16 protein-coding genes are annotated in these 18,174 nt (G+C 71.9%); 3 read left to right on the plus strand and 13 right to left on the minus strand.

The window, feature by feature from the left end:
• Positions 1-5 precede the first annotated feature (5 nt).
• The 10 genes from ACZ5J1_RS11830 to ACZ5J1_RS11875 form a co-directional block, all read right to left on the minus strand.
• Entirely contained in the window at positions 6-1,772 is a 1,767-nt protein-coding gene (locus tag ACZ5J1_RS11830; protein WP_464558989.1) for an LpqB family beta-propeller domain-containing protein, read from the minus strand.
• Positions 1,769-3,370, minus strand: a complete 1,602-nt coding sequence (mtrB, locus tag ACZ5J1_RS11835; RefSeq protein ID WP_464558991.1) for an MtrAB system histidine kinase MtrB — start codon at positions 3,368-3,370, stop codon at positions 1,769-1,771. The genes ACZ5J1_RS11830 and mtrB overlap by 4 nt, the downstream gene beginning before the upstream one ends.
• Positions 3,371-3,372: 2 nt before the next feature.
• Positions 3,373-4,068, minus strand: a complete 696-nt coding sequence (gene mtrA, locus ACZ5J1_RS11840) for an MtrAB system response regulator MtrA (protein ID WP_464558993.1) — start codon at positions 4,066-4,068, stop codon at positions 3,373-3,375.
• 101 nt (positions 4,069-4,169) lie between these two features.
• On the minus strand, positions 4,170-5,612 hold the full coding sequence (gene ahcY / locus ACZ5J1_RS11845; protein WP_464558995.1) for an adenosylhomocysteinase: 1,443 nt from the start codon (positions 5,610-5,612) through the stop codon (positions 4,170-4,172).
• 95 nt (positions 5,613-5,707) lie between these two features.
• Positions 5,708-6,667, minus strand: coding sequence for a DUF808 domain-containing protein (locus tag ACZ5J1_RS11850; protein ID WP_464558997.1), 960 nt, complete (start codon positions 6,665-6,667; stop codon positions 5,708-5,710).
• Positions 6,668-6,676: 9 nt separating this feature from the next.
• Positions 6,677-7,765, minus strand: coding sequence for an acyltransferase family protein (locus ACZ5J1_RS11855; RefSeq protein ID WP_464558999.1), 1,089 nt, complete (start codon positions 7,763-7,765; stop codon positions 6,677-6,679).
• A gap of 68 nt (positions 7,766-7,833) precedes the next feature.
• Positions 7,834-8,853, minus strand: a complete 1,020-nt coding sequence (locus ACZ5J1_RS11860; protein ID WP_464559001.1) for an SIS domain-containing protein — start codon at positions 8,851-8,853, stop codon at positions 7,834-7,836.
• A 30-nt stretch (positions 8,854-8,883) separates the two neighbouring features.
• Positions 8,884-9,084, minus strand: a complete 201-nt coding sequence (locus tag ACZ5J1_RS11865; protein ID WP_464559003.1) for a Trm112 family protein — start codon at positions 9,082-9,084, stop codon at positions 8,884-8,886.
• Between the two features lie 17 nt (positions 9,085-9,101).
• Positions 9,102-10,487, minus strand: coding sequence for a phosphomannomutase/phosphoglucomutase (locus ACZ5J1_RS11870; RefSeq protein ID WP_464559005.1), 1,386 nt, complete (start codon positions 10,485-10,487; stop codon positions 9,102-9,104).
• 33 nt (positions 10,488-10,520) lie between these two features.
• Complete coding sequence (locus ACZ5J1_RS11875; RefSeq protein ID WP_464564786.1) at positions 10,521-10,874, minus strand: DUF3499 domain-containing protein; 354 nt, start codon at positions 10,872-10,874, stop codon at positions 10,521-10,523.
• Between the two features lie 111 nt (positions 10,875-10,985).
• On the opposite strand from ACZ5J1_RS11875, the gene ACZ5J1_RS11880 reads away from it, so the two are divergent.
• On the plus strand, positions 10,986-11,399 hold the full coding sequence (locus ACZ5J1_RS11880; protein ID WP_464559007.1) for a metallopeptidase family protein: 414 nt from the start codon (positions 10,986-10,988) through the stop codon (positions 11,397-11,399).
• 2 nt (positions 11,400-11,401) lie between these two features.
• Here the strand turns inward: ACZ5J1_RS11880 and ACZ5J1_RS11885 are convergent, their stop codons facing one another.
• The 3 genes from ACZ5J1_RS11885 to ACZ5J1_RS11895 are packed head-to-tail and all read right to left on the minus strand — an operon-like array spanning position 11,402 to position 15,927.
• Positions 11,402-12,778, minus strand: coding sequence for a DUF5719 family protein (locus tag ACZ5J1_RS11885; protein ID WP_464559009.1), 1,377 nt, complete (start codon positions 12,776-12,778; stop codon positions 11,402-11,404).
• Positions 12,775-15,630 carry a glycosyltransferase family 2 protein gene (locus ACZ5J1_RS11890; RefSeq protein ID WP_464559011.1) on the minus strand — a complete coding sequence of 952 codons (2,856 nt, stop codon included), beginning with the start codon at positions 15,628-15,630 and terminating at the stop codon, positions 12,775-12,777. The genes ACZ5J1_RS11885 and ACZ5J1_RS11890 overlap by 4 nt, the downstream gene beginning before the upstream one ends.
• A gap of 42 nt (positions 15,631-15,672) precedes the next feature.
• Positions 15,673-15,927: a WhiB family transcriptional regulator gene (locus ACZ5J1_RS11895; protein WP_464559013.1), complete on the minus strand. Its 255-nt coding sequence runs from the start codon at positions 15,925-15,927 to the stop codon at positions 15,673-15,675.
• Positions 15,928-16,131: 204 nt separating this feature from the next.
• Between ACZ5J1_RS11895 and cofD the strand changes: the two genes are divergently transcribed.
• Both cofD and ACZ5J1_RS11905 read left to right on the plus strand, forming a co-directional pair.
• The gene (cofD, locus tag ACZ5J1_RS11900) at positions 16,132-17,196 is read left to right on the plus strand and encodes a 2-phospho-L-lactate transferase (RefSeq protein ID WP_464559015.1); all 1,065 of its coding nucleotides are present in this window, start codon (positions 16,132-16,134) and stop codon (positions 17,194-17,196) included.
• Positions 17,196-18,149 (plus strand): coenzyme F420-0:L-glutamate ligase, encoded by a 954-nt coding sequence (locus ACZ5J1_RS11905; protein ID WP_464559017.1) that lies wholly within the window; start codon positions 17,196-17,198, stop codon positions 18,147-18,149. The genes cofD and ACZ5J1_RS11905 overlap by 1 nt, the downstream gene beginning before the upstream one ends.
• Positions 18,150-18,174: the final 25 nt, after the last annotated feature.

Below are 18,174 nucleotides of genomic sequence, written 5' to 3' on the forward strand. Positions count from 1 at the left end.
TCGGTTCAGCCGGCGTAGGTGAGGGACGCGATCGGCGCGGAGAGCACCTGGTCGCGCCCGACCGCGGAGAGGCTCAGCAGGGTGGTGCCCTCGACGCCGTAGGCCGGTTGGCCGGCGGCGGGTGAGGTGACCAGCGCCGAGAGCGGCTCCCCGACCAGGGTGCCGCCGGGCTGGAGCGCGGCCCCGGCGCCGTCGACGGCGAGCGTGGTGACCCGCGCCGCCTCGGCGAGACCGTGCAGCACCGTGACCGTGGTCGGGCTGGCCCACCCGATGTCGTCGATCCGGCCGAGGTCGGGGGTGATCGTCTGGGCGGTGCCGGCGACGACCGGGGTCCCGGAGGCGTCGCTCCCGACCCGGACGGCGACGACCCGGTCGACCCCGTCCTCGCGGACGACGGCCAGGATCCGGGTGCCGTCCCGGGAGACCAGGAACCGGCGGACGTCGGCCCGGGTGATGCCGGGGATGTCGACGGTGCGGCGATCGCCGTCGACGACGACGCTGACCTCGGCTCCCCGGCGTCGCCGGTCGAGCAGCCAGAGTCGACCCTCGCCGTCCCATCGCGGTTCGAGCAGGTCGACGGCGTTGCGCACCAGCGTCTGGGTCTCGCCCTCCGCGTCACTCATCGAACCGAGCAGGAGCGTGTGCCCGCTCGACGTGACGGCGGCGACCTGCTGACCGCGCAGGTCGACCCCGATGCTGCGGACACCCCGCGCGCTCCGACCGAGCGGGCCGGGGGTGGCGTTGAGCGACGGGAGCGTCCCCGCGACCACACGACCCTCGCTCAGCCCGAAGACCATCGGGGTGGACTGGTAGCCGGCGGGATCGAACTGGGGTCCGGCGTCGGCGACGTCGAAGTCGCTGCGCCCGTTGGGCTGGATCACCGGCGCGCCACCGATGGACAGCCGGACGGTGGTGATGTCCGGATCCTGACGCAGGGTCCAGGCGATCTGGGCGGTCATCAGGCTGATCTGGTCGCTGGTCAGCGGCGCCTGGCCGGGGTCGCCGGTCAGCTCGATCTCGGCCACCCCGTCGTCGTCGATCGGCACCGACAGGCCGTCGCCGACGTCGGCGGGGATCACGGAGTGCGAGATCCCGACCAGGTCGTGGCTCGGGCCGAGCACGAGGTTGCGCACCAGGACGGTGGCCAGCTGGTTGCCCCGCGGGACGAAGATCGGCTCGGGGACGAGCATCGTTTCGCTGGTGTTGAAGTAGTAGAGCGACATCTGGCTGTAGCGGCCCTCGAACCACCAGTCCGGGACGAGGAGGGCGTCGGGCACCTCGGCGATGCGCCACTCGTCGCCGTCGCGCACCATCGAGAAGTCCAACGAGCGCTCGGACGTGCTGACCGCGCCGCGCCACACGCCCCGCCCGTCGACCCGCCAGGTCGGTCCGAGGTTCACGGTGACGTGGTTCCCGCTCGCGACCGGCTGGTCGCGGCCGGAGTAGACGAGGATCTCCGTGTCCGGCTTCCAGCCCTGCTTGGCCTCGGGGGTGAGGAACTTCCGGGCGGTCGCGGTCTGCGAGGGCGCAGCGAGCATCGCCTCGAGGAACCCGTCCACGATCTCGCCGGGGGCCATTCCCTCGCGCGGGGGGCGCGGGTCGATCGCGATGCCCGGCGTGGTCGCCGACGGGTCTCCCGGACCGACGGGAACGATCGGGCCCGCGGTCGGAACGCCCATGCACCCCGACACCAGGGTCGCGACGGCCACCGTGGCCACGATCGCGAGCGCGATCAGACGGCCGGGGCGGGCAGGACGGGCCGTGCGGGTCACGACGTGACCTCCTTGAGGTCGGCAGGGGCGAGCGGGAGCGGGCTGTGCCGCAGCACGCCGCCGTGGCGGCGGGGCAGGGTGAGCCGGAAGTTGGCCCCGCGGCCGGGCTCGCCCCAGGCCTGGAGCCAGCCGCCGTGCAGGGTGGCGTCCTCGAGCGCGATCGCCAGCCCGAGACCGGTGCCGCCGCTGGTCCTGGCCCGGGCCGGGTCGGCCCGCCAGAACCGGTTGAACACCATCGCCGACTCCCCCGCGGCCAGGCCGACACCGAAGTCCCGGACGGTGACCGCGGTGGCGCCGGGGTCCGAGGCGATCGTGACGACGACGTCGGCGCCGGGGCGGGCACCCGGCGGGGCGGCGTGGTCGATCGCGTTGGTCACCAGGTTGCGCAGGATCCGCTCGACCCGCCGGACGTCGGCCTCGGCCCGGCACGGCACGTCCGGGGCGTCGATCCGGACGCCGAGTCCGCGCTGCTCGGCCAGTGGACGGGCGGCATCGACGACCCGTCGGACCACCTCGACCAGGTCGATGTCCTCGTGATCGAGGACCGCCACCCCGGCGTCGATCCGGCTGATCTCGAGCAGGTCGGTCAGGAGCCGTTCGAACCGGTCGAGCTCGGTCTGCAGCAGCTCGGCGGCACGCGCCGTCGCCGGGTCGAAGTCCTCCCGGCCGTCGTACAGCATGTCGCCGGCCATCCGGACCGTGGTCAGCGGCGTGCGCAGCTCGTGGGAGACGTCGGAGGTGAAGCGCCGCTGGAGCCGGGAGAGGTCCTCGAGCTGCCGGATCTGGCGTTGCAGCACGTCGGCCATCTGGTTGAACGAGAACGCCAACCGGCCGAGGTCGTCCTCGCCGTGCACCGGGAGCCGCTCGTGCAGCTGACCGGCGGTGATCCGCTCGGCGACGCGTCGGGCGAGTCCGACCGGGCTGACCACCTGCCGGGCGACCAGCCAGGCGGTGCCGACCATCAGGAGCAGCAGCAGGCCTCCGGCGGCGAACAGGGCGCGCTTGACCAGCCCCAGCGTCTCGGCCTCGTCGCTGAGCGGGTAGAGGAAGTACAGGACGTAGCGCTGGCCGTCGGCGGGGAGCTCGATCACCGAGCCGATCACCACGCCGGGCACGGAGGTGACCTCGTCGGCGGCGTTGACGCTGCGGATGGTGGTGTAGGTCCAGGCCGAGGTGGCCGAACCGCGGATGAAGCGGTCCTCCAGGGCGGTCGGGACGCTGCTGGTGTCCAGCCCCGGGGAGAACTCGGCGCCGCCTTCGGCGATCCGGCCCGCGCCCTCGAGCAGGGGGCCGGCCATCACGACGTCGAACCCGCGGGTCGAACCTCGCTGGATGATCGGCTCGACCAGGTCCCGCTGCTGGCCGGAGGCGTCGAGGTCCACGGTGGAGGCGGCCGAGAGCCGGTCCTGGGCGTCCTCGACCTCGGTGGAGGCTTCGACGATCGCGGCGTTGACCCGGTGGTCGAGCATCCCCTCGCGCACGTTCGACAGCAGGAACCACCCCACGACCGAGGTGGCCAGCAGGGTGAGCACGACGGTGGAGATCACCACCCGGGCTCGGAGCGAACGTCGCCAGTACCGGCGCCAGACGCGGCGCATCGCTACTGCGGACCGGCCTTGTAACCGACTCCACGGACGGTGAGGACGATCTCGGGGTTCTCCGGGTCGTGCTCGACCTTGGCGCGCAGACGTTGGACGTGCACGTTGACCAGCCGGGTGTCGGCGGCGTGCCGGTAGCCCCAGACCTGCTCCAGCAGCACCTCGCGGCTGAAGACCTGCCACGGCTTGCGGGCCAGCGAGACGAGCAGGTCGAACTCGAGCGGGGTCAGGTTGATCGGTTCGCCGGCCCGGGAGACCGCGTGCCCGGCGACGTCGATGGTGAGGTCGCCGATCTGGAGCGCCTCGGTGCTGACCGGGTCGAACCGCCGCATCCGGGCGCGGATCCGGGCGATCAGCTCCTTGGGCTTGAACGGCTTGACCACGTAGTCGTCGGCACCCGACTCGAGGCCGACCACGACGTCGACGGTGTCGCCCTTGGCGGTGAGCATCACGATCGGGACACCGGACTCGGCCCGGATCTGCTTGCAGACCTCGATCCCGTCCAGACCGGGGAGCATCAGGTCGAGCAGCACCAGGTCGGGGCGGTAGCGACGGAACAGGTCGACGGCGTCGTCGCCGCGCCCGGTGATCTCGGAGTCGAACCCCTCCTGGCGCAGCACGATCGCCAGCATCTCGGCCAGGGAGGCGTCGTCGTCGACGACGAGGATCCGTCCGCGCGGCTCAGAAGTGCTGGTCATACCCCTATTGTCCTTCGACATCCTGAGAATTACTGAATTGACCGCTCAACGAAAAACGCCGCCCGGCCGAGTGGCCGAGCGGCGATTCCGTTGAAAATCGATCAGTAACGGTAGTGATCCGCCTTGTACGGGCCCTCGATCGGGACGCCGAGGTAGGCGGCCTGCTCGTCGGAGAGCACCGTCAGCTCGACACCGAGGGCGTCGAGGTGCAGCCGGGCGACCTCCTCGTCGAGGATCTTCGGCAGCACGAAGACACCGATCGGGTACTCCTCGGTCTTGGTGAAGAGCTCGATCTGGGCCAGCACCTGGTTGGTGAAGGAGTTCGACATCACGAACGACGGGTGGCCGGTCGCGTTGCCGAGGTTGTAGAGCCGACCCTCGGAGAGCACGATCACCGACTTGCCGTCGGGGAAGGTCCAGGTGTCGACCTGCGGCTTGATGTTCTCCTTGACGATGCCGGGCACGGCGGCGAGGCCGGCCATGTCGATCTCGTTGTCGAAGTGGCCGATGTTGCCGACCAGGGCGTTGTGCTTCATCTGCTCGAAGTGCTCGACCCGGATGATGTTGAAGTTTCCGGTCGTGGTGATGAAGATGTCGCCCTCGCCGACCACGGACTCGAGCTGCTTGACGGCGTAGCCGTCCATCGCCGCCTGGAGCGCGTTGATCGGGTCGATCTCGGTGACGATGACCCGGGCGCCCTGGCCACGGAGCGCCTCCGCGGTGCCCTTGCCGACGTCGCCGTACCCGCACACGACCGCGACCTTGCCGCCGATCAGGATGTCGGTGCCGCGGTTGATGCCGTCGATGGCGGAGTGGCGGGTGCCGTACTTGTTGTCGAACTTCGACTTCGTGACGGAGTCGTTGACGTTGATCGCCGGGAAGAGGAGCGAGCCCTCCTTGAACCGGTCGTAGAGCCGCAGCACGCCGGTGGTGGTCTCCTCGGAGACGCCCTTGATGTCGTTGGCGATGTTCGTCCAGCGGGTCGGGTTGTTCTCCAGGGAACGTCCGAGGACCCGCAGGACCTCCTTGAACTCGTGGTTGTCGGTGGTCTCCGGTCCGGGCACGGAACCGGCCTTCTCGAACTCGACGCCCTTGTGCACGAGCAGGGTGATGTCGCCACCGTCGTCGAGCAGGATGTTCGGGCCGACCGGCTGGCCGTTCTCGTCGGTGAAGTCGAAGACCTGCTCGGCGAGGTCCCAGTACTCCGCCAGCGTCTCGCCCTTCCAGGCGAAGACGGGGGTGCCCTGCGGGTTCTCGACGGTGCCGTCGACACCGACGACGACCGCGGCCGCAGCGTGGTCCTGGGTGGAGAAGATGTTGCACGAGGCCCAGCGGACGTCGGCGCCGAGCGCGGTCAGCGTCTCGATCAGGACGGCGGTCTGGACGGTCATGTGGAGCGAACCGGCGATCCGGGCTCCGGCCAGCGGCTTCGAGACGCCGTAGCGCTCACGCAGCGCCATCAGGCCCGGCATCTCGTGCTCGGCGAGCTTGAGCTCCTTGCGGCCGAACGCCGCCAGGGAAAGGTCAGCAACCTTGTAGTCCATGAATGTTTCCTTCATGTCTGAGGTGTCATCTCTGACGTTCGACTGCGGCGCATCTGCGCTCTGTCGGGATCTCCCGCGCAGCACGTGACCTCAGGCTACCGATGGCTCCCCTGCTCCGCCTCATTCTCGGACGATCGCTTCGGGACGAGGTGCACGATGCCGACGATGACCAGACCGATGACCAGCCCCACCACGAACGAGATCGCGGTGTTGGCCAGCCAGCCCAGCACCGCACCGACGCCGTGGACGTGCTCGTGGATGGCGTGCTCGAGGTCGTGCACCCAGCCGTAGGGCTGGGCCAGACCGAGCTCGTGGCTGCTGTTGAGGATGAGGTGGCCACCGACCCAGATCATCGCGATCGTGCCGATCACCGACAGCGCCGCCAGCAGGGCGGGCATCGCCCGGACCAGGCCGCGGCCGAACCGCCGCACGAAGGCACCCCGGCGGGCGGCGAGGTGGAGGCCGACGTCGTCCATCTTCACGATCGCGGCCACCACGCCGTAGACGCCGACCGTGATCAGGAACGCGACCACGACCAGCACAGTCAGACGGGTCCAGAAGGACTCCTCGGCGACCTCGTTGAGCGCGATCACCATGATCTCGGTGGACAGGATCAGGTCGGTCCGGATCGCGCCGGCGACCAGCTGCTTCTCCTCCGGACCGCCGGTCGCCGTGACCGGCACGTCGTGGTGGCTGCCGCCGTGGACGTACTCCACGACCTTCTCCGCGCCCTCGAAGCAGAGGTACAGGCCTCCGCAGATCAGGACGACGGGGATGACCCCGGGCGCGAACTGGGAGAGCAGCAGGGCGATCGGGATGATCACGATCAGCTTGTTGCGGATCGACCCCATCGCGATCCGCGCCACGATCGGCAGCTCGCGCTCGGGCGCGAGCCCGGCGACGTACTGCGGCGAGACGGCGGTGTCGTCGATCACCACGCCGACCGTCTTGGTGGTCGCCTTGCCGGCAGCGGCTCCGACGTCGTCGAGCGAGGCGGCCGCCAGCTTCGCGATGGCAGCCACGTCATCCAGAAGCCCGAACAGTCCCGCACTCATGCCCGAACCCTAGCGATCGGCCCCCACCGGCTCCGGAGCGCGGTCGGAGTCCATCGTGTCCCTATCGGTTGGTGTCGACGCCACCGCCGCCAGCCGGGCTGCGACGACGACCCTCCCCCAGGCGTAGCCGAACGGGTCGACCAGGTGCTGGAGGACTCCGGCCACCGGCCGCGACGCCAGGGCGAGGGCCAGGCAGACCGCGGCCGTGGTGGTCAGCACCAGTGCCGGTCCGGGGTGGGCCGCGGTGAAGGCCTCGTAGCCGGCGTACCGGGCCCCGAGGACGGCGAAGCCGTGGCACAGGTAGACGACCAGGGTCATCGCCCCGAGCCGGGTGAACCAGCCGCCGATCGTCGGGACGAGGGCCAGGAACGCCGCCCCGCCCAGGATCCCGATCGCGATGACGCAAGCCCGCACGAGGACCCCGCCGGCGAGGTCGGCCCCGAGGTCGGCGTAGCTCGACCGGTAGTAGAACCACTCGGTGCGAGCGACCGAGTCGGTGAAGGACGTCAACCACCAGACCAGCGCCAGCGCGGGCACCGCGAGCAACCGGACACGCGGGGCCCGCAGGCGGGCGAGCCGCTCGGGGGTGGCGCAGAGGCCGAGCACGAAGAACGGCAGCAACCCGACCACCCGGGACAGGTCGAGGACCGACGGCGTCACGGCGCCCAGCAGCAGGCTCGCAGCGAGCGCGGCGGCCACGGCGACCCGGGCCGCCAACGGCCGGAACAGTGGCGTGAGCAAGCGCCACAGGAACAGCGCGGACAGGTACCACATCGGCCAGTGCGGATCGAGCCAGAGGTCGGCCAGCCGTTCACCGCCGACGTAGATCCGGAAGAGCGCGAGTGCCGCCTCGAAGGCGACGAACGGGATCGCCACCGTGCGGACCAGGAGCCACATCCGGGCCGGGGAGTAGTCGAAGGAGCGCGACAGGTACCCGGTGACGAAGACGAAGGCGGGGACGTGCCAGGCGTAGAGGAAGTCGTAGAGGTGCTCGTCCAGCGTGTTCGCGGGCAGCAGCGTCCACGAGTGCCCGACCACCACGAGGGTGACGAGGGCCATCTTGGCGTTGTCCAGCCAGGGATCACGCGATGAGCTCATCCCTCAGGAGTACCCACCGCGGCTGTGGTCAGCACTCCGATCGGCTGAGGATCCCCCGTGGAGGTTCCTCAGTCGGCGACGAGGCCGAGACGGAGGTACTCCGCGGCGTAGGTCCCGGCGAGGACGAGGTGGGCGTACCGGGCGACGTCGCCACCCCGATCGGCGTGCAGCACCTCGGTCCGCAGGTTGCGCTCGTCGGCCAGGGTGGTGAGCGTGCGGCGCTGGACCTGGACCAGACCGTCGTCCGACCCGGCGTCGACCAGGACCAGGACCGGAGGCGCCGCCACCGGGTCGTCGATCGGGTCGTCGAAGATCGAGGCCACCCGGGCCGCTTCGAGCACGGGGCTGACCTGGTCGAGGTCACCGGCGAAGGAGGCTCGCCCGCTGGCGCGACGGAACGACTCGGCGACCCGGCGTGCGGCCCGCGAGGCCATCATCGATCCGCCCCACAGGACGGGGGTCGCCTCGCCGATGCTGAGCGCGAGCAGCTTGCCCGGGTTGGTGGTGAGCTCGCGGTGCGGCGAGCACTCGACGGCGACGTCGTCGAGCACGCCGGCGATCTGGTCGATGTCGATCTCGGGGCCGAGCCCGAGGTCGGCGAGGACGGCCAGGACGCCGACGGCGACGGCCAACGGGTCGCGGGTGCTGACCGGGAGCAGTCCCGCGTCCGGACCGTCGGTGTACTCCGCGAGCACCGAGGCTGCCGGGGCGGCGATGAGGACCTGGCAGCCGCGGCGGCGGGCCTCGGCGACCGCGGTCACGGTCGCGGCGTCGCCGCCGTCGGGCGCCAGCACGACGACGAGGTCGAGCGCGCCGGCCCAGCCCGGCAGCCCGGCGGTGGGCCAGGCGACCAACGGGACCGGGCAGGTCGGCTCGAGCACCGATCGCAGGAGCCGGGAGTCGGGTCCGGCGGCGACGATCGCGCGGGGGCGACCCTCCATCCGGGGCACCGAGGCTGCGGCGTCGAGGATCCCCCGCGACTCCGTGCGGATCCGGGCGCCGGACTCGGCCAACCCGCGCAGCCGCAGGTCGGCGGTGGCCAACACGGCGGCGTCATCGAGCCGCCCCTCGTCGAAGTACGCGCCCATGCGGCTCGTCGGCCCCGTCGGTATGCCGGGTCAGGCCGGCTTGCGGGCCTCGTCGACCAGCAGCACGGCGATGCCGTCGGTGACCGGGTAGGCGTAGTGGCACTCGCCCTGGCAGACCAGCTCACCGCCCGCCTCCGTCCCCTCGGACGACGCGGTCGGGGCGAGGTCGCCGTGGCAGTTCGGGCAGATGATGATCTCGAGCAGGGCGGGGTCGAGTCCGAGCGTGGTCATGGGTACTCCTCGTGGTGTCAGCCGGTGATGATGGCGAGGGCTTCGTCGCGGACAGCCGCCATCGTCGCATCGTCCTTGCCCTCGACGTTGAGCCGGAGCAGCGGTTCGGTGTTGGAGGCGCGGACGTTGAAGGACCAGTCGGCGTGCGAGACGGTGAGGCCGTCGAGCTCGTCGAGGGTGACCCCGTCGCGGTCGGCGTAGGCGGCCCGGATCGCGCCGATCACGGCGCCCGAGTCGGCCACGGTCGAGTTGATCTCCCCGGACAGCGGATAACGCTCGTACGGCGCCAGCAGCTCGCTCAGCGTCCGGTCGGTCTCGCTCAGGGCGGCCAGGGCGTGCAGCGCGGCCAGCATCCCGGAGTCGGCGCGCCAGAAGTCCCGGAAGTAGAAGTGTCCGGAGTGCTCCCCGCCGAAGATCGCGTCGGTCTCGGCCATCACGGCCTTGATGAAGGAGTGCCCCACCCGGGTCCGGACCGGGGTGCCACCCAGCTCGGTGACGATCTCCGGGACGGCCCGGGAGGTGATCAGGTTGTGCACCACCGACGCACCGGGGTCCTTGCCCAGCTCGCGGGCGGCGATCAGCGCGGTCAACGTGCTCGGCGAGACCGGCTCGCCGCGCTCGTCGACGAGGAAGCAGCGGTCGGCGTCGCCGTCGAAGGCGAGCCCGATGTCGGCGCCGGTCTCGCGGACCTTGGCCTGCAGGTCGCGCAGGTTCTCAGCCTCGATCGGGTTGGCCTCGTGGTTCGGGAAGGAGCCGTCGAGCTCGAAGTACATCTCGGTGAGCTCGATGTTCGGCAGCTTCGCGAACACCGCGGGGGCGGTGAAGCCGGCCATCCCGTTGCCGGCGTCGGCGACGACCTTGAGCGGGCGCTCACCGATCGGGGCCAGGCCGAGGAGGTGGTCGACGTAGGCCTCGAGCACGTCGGTCTCGGAGATCGTGCCCTGCTTCTCAACGGCTGGGATCGAGCCGGCGAGGACCAGGTCGCGGATCTCGGCGAGGCCGGACTCCATCCCGACCGGGGCCGCGAAGGCGCGGCACTGCTTGATCCCGTTGTACTGGGCGGGGTTGTGGCTGGCGGTGAACATGACACCGGGGATGCCGAGGTGCCCGGAGGCGAAGTAGAGCCCGTCGGTGGAGCACAGCCCGATCATCACGACGTCCGCGCCGGCCGAGGTCGCACCCTCCGCGTAGGCCTGCGCCAGCGTGGGCGAGGAGGGCCGCATGTCGTGGCCGATCACGATCCGGTCGGCGCCGAGGACGGTGACGAAGGCGGCGCCGGTCGCACGGGCGAGGTGCTCATCGATCTGGTCCGGGACGGTGCCCCGGACGTCGTACGCCTTGAAGACGGCGTTGACGACGGCAGGATCGATCACGGGGGCGCTGCCGGATTCGGGGGTGGCCATGAGGACGACCCTATCGGGCCGAGCGGGGCCGGCTCAGTCGGAGGTGAGGACCCGGAGGTGGCCCAGGCGACGCGACTCACGCACGCCGGGCTCCGGTTCGGGCGCCGGCGCGGGCATCACCCGGCCCGCCTCGCGGACGGCGTCGGCCAGCGCGAGCAGGTCGTCGTAGCTGGGCTCGGGCTCCGACGGGGTCGCCGCCAGGCGGAGGACCTCCCACCCGCGGGGGGCGGAGAGCCGCTCGGAGTGCTCGGCGCAGAGGTCGTAGGCGTGCGGCTCGGCGTGGATGGCCAGCGGCCCGAGGACCGCGGTCTGGTCGGCGTAGACGTAGGTCAGCGTCATCACGGCCGGGCGGGTGCACGCGGTCCGCGAGCATCGCCGCGCGATCATGCCGGTCATCACTCGCTCTCCCACGTCGGGTGACGTTACCCGGCGATCGGCGACTTCCTGGCTAGGCTCGCGGATGTGCAGTTCAGCTACTCCCCCGGACCCCCTCGCCCGGTGTCGCGGCGTGACCGTCGTGGCCGGGGGCAGCGGGGACCCGGCGTCCTTCCCCGGACCCCGGGCGTGCCGGAGCTGCGCACCGCGCGGATGCGGTTCGACGACCTCGCGCTCGGCATCATCGCCGAGATCGATCAGCGCTGGTCGACCCGGCTCGGCCTGGTCGAGTACGCGGTCGAGGACACCCCGCACCTGCCCGACGACTGGTCGGTCGACCAGGTGCCGCTCTCCTCGCTGGTGCGCGGCAGCGGCGGCAGCCCCACCCGGATCGTGCTCTTCCGGCGCCCGATCGAGCACCGCTGCGAGACCCGCGCCGAGCTGGAGGCGATGCTGCTCACCATCGTGGTCGAGCAGGTCGCCGAGCTGCTCAACGTCGAACCCGGCGTGATCGACTCCCGCTACGAGCGGGACTGACCTCAGGGACCGAAGACCACCGACGGTACGGCGCCGGTGCGCTGCAGGTCGCGGAGCGTGATGACGGCCGCACCGTGGTCCCCGGTGAGCAGCACCGCACCCTGGACGGTGGTCCGTTCGGGCACCACCTGCACCGAGGCGGTGCGGGCGGGGAGCTCCGTGGTCGCAGCCCGGTCGGGGCCGAGCTCGACCCTCGTCGTGTCGAGCACGGTCCCGCTCGCGTTGCGCGACGTCACGGTGGCGACCCCGACGGCGGTCGCGCCGGCGAGGACGAGGCGGCCGCTGGCGGCGGGCAGCACCGCCGCGGTGTCGTCGGTGACGACCGGTCCGGGCACCAGGAAGGAGAGGTCGCCGTCGACCACCGAGCGCAGCGAGGCGGCGACGGGGGCGGTCGAGGTGATCTCCAGTCCGACGGCGCCCTGCGCACCGGGCCCGGTGATCAGGTCGTCGAGGATCGTGCGGGCGACCGAGTGCGGCTCGACCACGATCGGCTCCAGGCCGCCCGGGGCGAAGCTCGCCGTGTCGGTGAGCAGCTTGACCGTCGCGGTGACCTCGTCGTCGGTGGGGTTCGCGATCGCGAGCGTGTGCCGCCCGGAGCCCGGCTGCAGACCCAGGAGCAGGTTGTCCGTGGACGGGGTCGCCTGCGGGGTGAGCCAGTCCTCCGTCGCCGTACCGCCGGTGAGGCGTTCGCCCCGGTCACGGACCGCGGCGCCGAGCTGGCCGCGGACGACGGTGACGTGCAGGCCCAGGGTCGCGGTGCTCGGGATGATCTGACCGAGGTCGAGCTGGACGCTGCCGCCGCCGGCGACCGCGACCCCTCGCAGGTCGGGCACGTCGAGGGGGCCGCTGTCACCCAGGACCTCGATGTCGGCGACGGCCGCACCCCCGTTGGGGTTGGTCAGCTCGAGGACGGAGTCCTGCGTCGGGCCCGCCCCGACGCCGGTGAACCAGAGGCTGTCGAGCGGCGCGGAGCAGGTGGCGACGCTCAGCGGGGTGGTGGTGGAGGTGATCGCCGCCAGCCCGGGCGCGGTCGCACCGCTGCTGGAGACCACGCTGGCCGTCGGGGGTGCGGTCTCCCGGGCCACCTCGGTGTCGGTGAGCCCGAACGTGTCGGTCTCGGTCCCGGTGTCGCTCCCGGTGGTGACGATCGCCTCGCCGGTGGCGCCCTCGCCGGCGAAGGATCCGACCGACAGGACCGCACGGTCGGTGCTGCTGGCGAGCCGGCCGGGGCAGGTGAGCTCGGCCGCGGTCAGGGGTACCGCGGTCGGCGGCGTGGCGACGATCCGGGCGGGCTCGGGGTGCGTCAGGGCGAGGACGAGCGCCACCACCAGGGGGAAGAGCACCGCCAGGACGACGGTGAGGTCGATCCGGTTCCTCATCGTTCACGCCTCCAGCTCGGTGCGGCGAGCACCGGGACCACGATCAGCCCGGCGAGCTGGATCAGGACGAGCAGCCACCGGAACCAGTCGGTGGGGCCGTCGAGGGCGGCCGCGGACGGGGTCGCGTCGATCCGCCAGGCCCGGGTGTCCCGCGACCCGGTGCTGGCCTGGGACAGGCCCCCGGTCGCATCGATGGTCGCGGCGACGGTGCCGTCCGCGGGGGCCGGAGCGACGACGTACTGGATGCCCTGGTCGGCCAGGTCGCCGACGGTGGTGTCGGTGGGCTGGGAGATGAAGGCGGTGACGAGGTCGGTGAAGGCGCTCGGCGGCTCGCTCAGCGCCAGGACCTCGTCCTGCCCGACGGTGATCCCCTCACCGCGGACGACCTCGTAGCGCACGCCGTCGGCGACGGATCCGCGCAGGACGAGGATGCCGTGGGCCGGGTCGGAGGCGGAGTCCTCGAGCATGTAGGCGGGGATGACCGATTCCACGGTGTCGCCCAGGGCACCCTCGCCGTCGGCGATCGACCAGGCCAGGCCGACGCCGAGCGGGACCAGGGCCACCGCCACGACCAGGGCCGCGAGCGGGCGCGGCACCGAGCGGCGCCCGGTGGTCGCTCCCTGGGCGCCGATGACGGCAGCGAGGAGGGCGATCCCCTGGAGCAGGACGAGCAGGAAGCCGGTGCCGACCGGAGCCTCCTGGGCTCCGAAGTGCAGCGTGACCTGGGAGAGCAGCCAGGCCACGACCGCGGTCGGCACCGCGATCAGCCAGCAGGCGAGCACCGGGATCCGGGTCCGCGCCGGGACCAGGGCGACCAGGGCGAGGACCGGCAGCACGAGGCCGGCCCACCACGGTGCACCGAGATCGGTGATCCGCCCCAGCGCGAGGTCCCAGCCCGCGACGGCGTGGGCGGGCGGGCGGCCGGCGTCGAGCCACAGCCCCACGCCGGCACCGTGCCGCAACGCCGCCACCCACCACGGCGCCAGCACCACGACGGGCACGGCCAGCGCGATCGCGGGCGGCCCCCAGAGGGTGCGGCCGGGGTGGAGTCGCAGCAGGACGAGGGCGACGACGACGCAGATCACGGCGACCAGCAGCGCGAGCCACCACGCGGTCGGGGTGAAGGCGACGATCGCGGTCAGCAGCAGCCCGGTCCGCCAACCGGCGCGCCAGCGGCGATCGGCGTCCGGGTCGGCGAAGCCGAGGGCCGCGTGCACCAGCCACGGCAGGAGGGCGGCGGCCACCACCGGGCCGAGCCGACCGTCCGACCAGGCACCGGCGACGAGCGGCACCAGCGCCCAGACCAGCGAACCCCAGAGCACCAGCCAACGGGAGGCACCGGAGATCGAGAGCAACCGGCCGACCACCCGCAGCAACCGCCACGCACCCCACAGTGCGAGCAGCGGCGCCACGATCAGCACCAGGCTGACGGCGGTGCCGGCGTGTCCCCCCACGACGGTTCCGAGCAGGGCGAGGAAGAGCACGTACGGCGGCGCCGGCACGGCGGTGCCCTGCCCGATCTCGTGCCACGAGGAGAGGCTGAGGCTCCACCAGGATCCGATGCTGCTCGGCGACGGCGACAGCCCGCCGCCGGCGACGCTCCCCCACGCCACCCGGGTGGCGATCAGCAGCGCGAGCACCGCCAGGGCGAGCAGCACCGCGATCGGGTTGGTCAGGAACCGGACCACGAGTCCGGAGTCACGCAGCATCGCGTCCTCGTCGTCGTCACCGTCCTGGCCGGACGACGAGGCCCGCTCCCGGGCCGCGAACGAGGCGGGATCGGCCGCGGCCGCGGCCAGCCGACGGCGTTCGGCCAGGTCGGAGGCCGACGTGGTGACGGCCGAGGCGACGTCGGTGACGAAGTCGAGTCCGTGGCGGTAGGGCAACCACCACGGGGCCAGCAGGGTCCGGACGTGGCCGGGCGGCGCGGCGTCCAGGGCCCGCCGACGGCTCCGGGCCTGGTGGATGGTGCCCGGGCGGGCGTAGACCGACCCCAGAGCGGCGAGCTCGTCGAGCGCCTGGCCGACCTGCCGGGTGAGCAGCAGCCCGATGACCCGGAGCAGGGAGCCGAGCAGCATCCGGACGAACTGGAAGGGCAGCGTCCAAGCCTTGCCGTTGGCCAGCACGGTGTAGAGCGCGGCGCGACGCTCCTGGTAGTGGGTGTGCCGCCCGGTCAGCGCGGTCCGCCGGATCCCGCGATGGGCCGCCTCGGCGTGGAAGACCACCGCCGGCGGGACGATCAGCGTGGTGAGGCCGGCGCGGGCGGCGCGCCAGCCGAAGTCGAGGTCGTTGCCGAACAGCGGCAGCTGGGGGTCGAGCCCGTCGAGGGCCTCCAGGGCCGAGCGGCGCACCAGCATGCCGGCGGTGTTGACCGCCAGGACGGGCCTGATCTCGTCGTGCTGGCCCTGGTCGTACTCGCCTCGCTCCAGGCCCGTCTCCCGCCGCCCGGTGCCCGACATCGTGATGCCGACCTCGAGCAGGCGCCGCAGGGAGGGCCACTCGCGGAGCTTCGGGCCGAGGATCGAGGCCTCGGGGAACTCGGCGGTCGCCTGGACCAGGATCTCCAGAGCGGCCGGGTCGGGAGTGGAGTCGTCGTGCAGGATCCAGATCCAGTCGACGTCGTCGTCGAGGTGGGAGAGCCCGTGACCGAGGGCGTCGGGGAAGGTGGTCGAGGATCCGAGGACCTGGACCGCACCGAAGGCGTCCCGCAGCAGGTCCGCGCTGCCGTCGAGGGAGCCGGTGTCGACCGCGACCACCTGGTCGGGTCGAAGCGACTGTGCGCCGATCCCGTCGATCACGGTCGGCAGCCAACGGGCGCCGTCGTGCGCAACGAGGATCAGCGCAACAGACACAGCCGATGAGCCTACCGACTCATCGGGAAGGGGGCCGAGTCGTCAGACCGCCCGCTTCTTCAGCTTGCGGCGCTCGCGCTCTGAGAGCCCGCCCCAGATACCGAAACGCTCGTCGTTCATCAACGCCGACTCGAGGCAGTCATCGCGCACCTCGCAGGTCTGGCACACCTTCTTCGCCTCCCGGGTGGATCCACCCTTTTCCGGGAAGAACGCTTCCGGATCCGTCTGGGCACACAGTGCCCGCTCGGTCCAGTTGCCTTCATCGGCGTCAGGCCCGAGGAGAAACAGCTCTCGCATGGTTCATTCGCCCTTTCGACCCTGCTTGTTGAACCCGTCTGCAGCCCCCTTCATCGGTGAAGGAGCTGGGTAATTGAGGAAAACAACACTGCAGGAATTACATGCCTGTCGTTCCGCCAAGTCAAGAGGTGATTCTGGTACAAGGCTGGTTCTGACAGCAAACCCCGTCGTCCGTCGCCTTCCGACACAGGGGAGGATGTGCCGGTGGCCAGCACTCAGCACCCCATCTCCACCATCACCGTGCTCTCCGGAGGCGTCGGTGGCGCCCGCTTCCTGCAGGGTCTCCTGCACGGCATCGCGGCCGGATCCCTCCCCGGCGTCTCCCCCGACGCGACGGTCACGGTGATCGCCAACACCAGCGACGACCTCTGGCTGCACGGCCTGAAGATCTGTCCCGATCTCGACACCGTGATGTACACCCTCGGCGACGGCATCGACACCGACCGCGGCTGGGGCCGGCGTGACGAGTCCTGGAACCTCAACGCCGAGCTGGCGGCGTACGGCGTCGACTCGACCTGGTTCGGGTTCGGGGATCGCGACGCCGCCACCCACCTGGTCCGCACCCAGATGCTGGAGAGCGGCTTCCCGCTCTCGGCCGTCACCAGCGCGCTGTCCTCGCGCTGGCTCACCCCGCGGTACGGCGACGCGGTCCGGCTGGTCCCGATGAGCGACGACCGCACCGAGACCCACGTCGTCATCGCCGACCCCGAGTCGCCCAGCGGTCGACGGGCCATCCACTTCCAGGAGTACTGGGTCCGGCTGCGCGCGGCGGTCCCGGCCGAGTCCCTCGTCTTCGTCGGCCTGGACGAGGCCACCCCGGCCCCGGGGGTGCTCGAGGCGATCCGGGACTCCGACCTGGTCGTCGTCCCGCCCTCGAACCCGATCGTCTCGGTCGGCACCATCCTCGGCGTGGCCGGCGTCCGCGAGGCGTTGCGCACCACCACGGCCCGCGTCGTCGGCCTCTCCCCGATCATCGGCGGCCACCACGTGCACGGGATGGCCGAGCAGATGCTGACCAGCCAGGACATCGAGGTCAGCGCGGCCGGCGTCGGCCTGCACTACGGATCGCGCAGCACCGACACGGGCATCCTGGACGGCTGGCTGGTCGACACCGCTGACGCCGGTCTGCTCCCCCGCTTCGCCGCGGCCGGGCTGAACGCCGCCGCGGTGCCGTTGTTCATGCGCGACCTGGACGCGACCGCCGCGATGGCGGCCGCCGCGATCGACCTGGTCGCCCCGGGCGGCGTCATCACCGGCCGGGACGCCTGATGCTGCAGGTCTGGGCGCCGACCGGGGTCGGCGAGATCCGCGAGGGCGACGACGTCGGCGAGATCTTCCTGCTCACCCTCGGCACCACCGGCCGGCTGCTGCACGACGGTGACGTCGTCCTGATCACGAGCAAGGTGGTCAGCAAGGCCGAGGGGCAGATGCGTCTCGGCACCCGCGACGACGTGCTCGACGAGGAGACGGTCCGACCGGTCGCCTCCCGCGGCCAGACCCGGATCGTGCGCAACCACCTCGGGCTCACCATGGCTGCGGCCGGCATCGACGCCTCGAACGTCGAGGCGGGCCGGGTGCTGCTGCTCCCCCGCGATCCTGACGCCACCGCGGCCCGGGTGCGGGAGACCCTGCACGCCCGCACCGGCACCAACGTGGCGGTCGTGATCACCGACACCGCCGGTCGTGCCTGGCGGGCCGGCCAGACCGACATCGCCATCGGCGCCGCGGGACTGACCGTGCTGGAGGAGTTCGCCGGCCGGACCGACGCCTACGGCAACCCGCTGATCGTGACCGCCCCGGCCGTGGCCGATGAGCTCGCCGGCGCCGCCGAGCTCGCCCAGGGCAAGCTGCGCGGCCGACCGTTCGCCGTGATCAGTGGACGCGAGGACCTGGTCCTCCCGGTCGGCGAGCACGGCTCAGGGGCCGGGATCCTGATCCGGGACGACGGCACCGACCTCTTCGGCTGGGGCGCCCGCGAGGCCGTCGTACGGGCCCTGCGGGGCGAGCCGGGCGACCGCACCCCGTTCGGGGCGCCGGCCGAGGCTGAGGAGCTCGTCGCGGCCCTGGCGACCGCCCTCGACCTCGCCGCGACGGTCGCTGACGACGTGGTCCGTCTGACCGTTCCGATCGGGCCCGAGAACCGGGCCGGAGTGGCGGCGTTGGCGTTCGCGTTCGGCTGGGAACTCGACGAGAGTTCCACGCTGCGACCGGCCACTCCGTAGACTCTGCCGCGACCTGACGCCAGAG

This window comes from Nocardioides sp. JCM 18999, from assembly GCF_055391175.1.

What these genes read in the sequence shown, in the direction of transcription:
- mtrB (WP_464558991.1), bottom strand. Translation starts at nt 3,370, where the DNA reads ATGCGCCGCGTCTGGCGCCGGTACTGGCGACGTTCGCTCCGAGCCCGG.
- mtrA (WP_464558993.1), bottom strand. Translation starts at nt 4,068, where the DNA reads ATGACCAGCACTTCTGAGCCGCGCGGACGGATCCTCGTCGTCGACGAC.
- ahcY (WP_464558995.1), bottom strand. Translation starts at nt 5,612, where the DNA reads ATGGACTACAAGGTTGCTGACCTTTCCCTGGCGGCGTTCGGCCGCAAG.
- ACZ5J1_RS11850 (WP_464558997.1), bottom strand. Translation starts at nt 6,667, where the DNA reads ATGAGTGCGGGACTGTTCGGGCTTCTGGATGACGTGGCTGCCATCGCG.
- ACZ5J1_RS11855 (WP_464558999.1), bottom strand. Translation starts at nt 7,765, where the DNA reads ATGAGCTCATCGCGTGATCCCTGGCTGGACAACGCCAAGATGGCCCTC.
- ACZ5J1_RS11860 (WP_464559001.1), bottom strand. Translation starts at nt 8,853, where the DNA reads ATGGGCGCGTACTTCGACGAGGGGCGGCTCGATGACGCCGCCGTGTTG.
- ACZ5J1_RS11865 (WP_464559003.1), bottom strand. Translation starts at nt 9,084, where the DNA reads ATGACCACGCTCGGACTCGACCCCGCCCTGCTCGAGATCATCATCTGC.
- ACZ5J1_RS11870 (WP_464559005.1), bottom strand. Translation starts at nt 10,487, where the DNA reads ATGGCCACCCCCGAATCCGGCAGCGCCCCCGTGATCGATCCTGCCGTC.
- ACZ5J1_RS11875 (WP_464564786.1), bottom strand. Translation starts at nt 10,874, where the DNA reads ATGATCGCGCGGCGATGCTCGCGGACCGCGTGCACCCGCCCGGCCGTG.
- ACZ5J1_RS11885 (WP_464559009.1), bottom strand. Translation starts at nt 12,778, where the DNA reads ATGAGGAACCGGATCGACCTCACCGTCGTCCTGGCGGTGCTCTTCCCC.
- ACZ5J1_RS11895 (WP_464559013.1), bottom strand. Translation starts at nt 15,927, where the DNA reads ATGCGAGAGCTGTTTCTCCTCGGGCCTGACGCCGATGAAGGCAACTGG.
- ACZ5J1_RS11905 (WP_464559017.1), top strand. Translation starts at nt 17,196, where the DNA reads ATGCTGCAGGTCTGGGCGCCGACCGGGGTCGGCGAGATCCGCGAGGGC.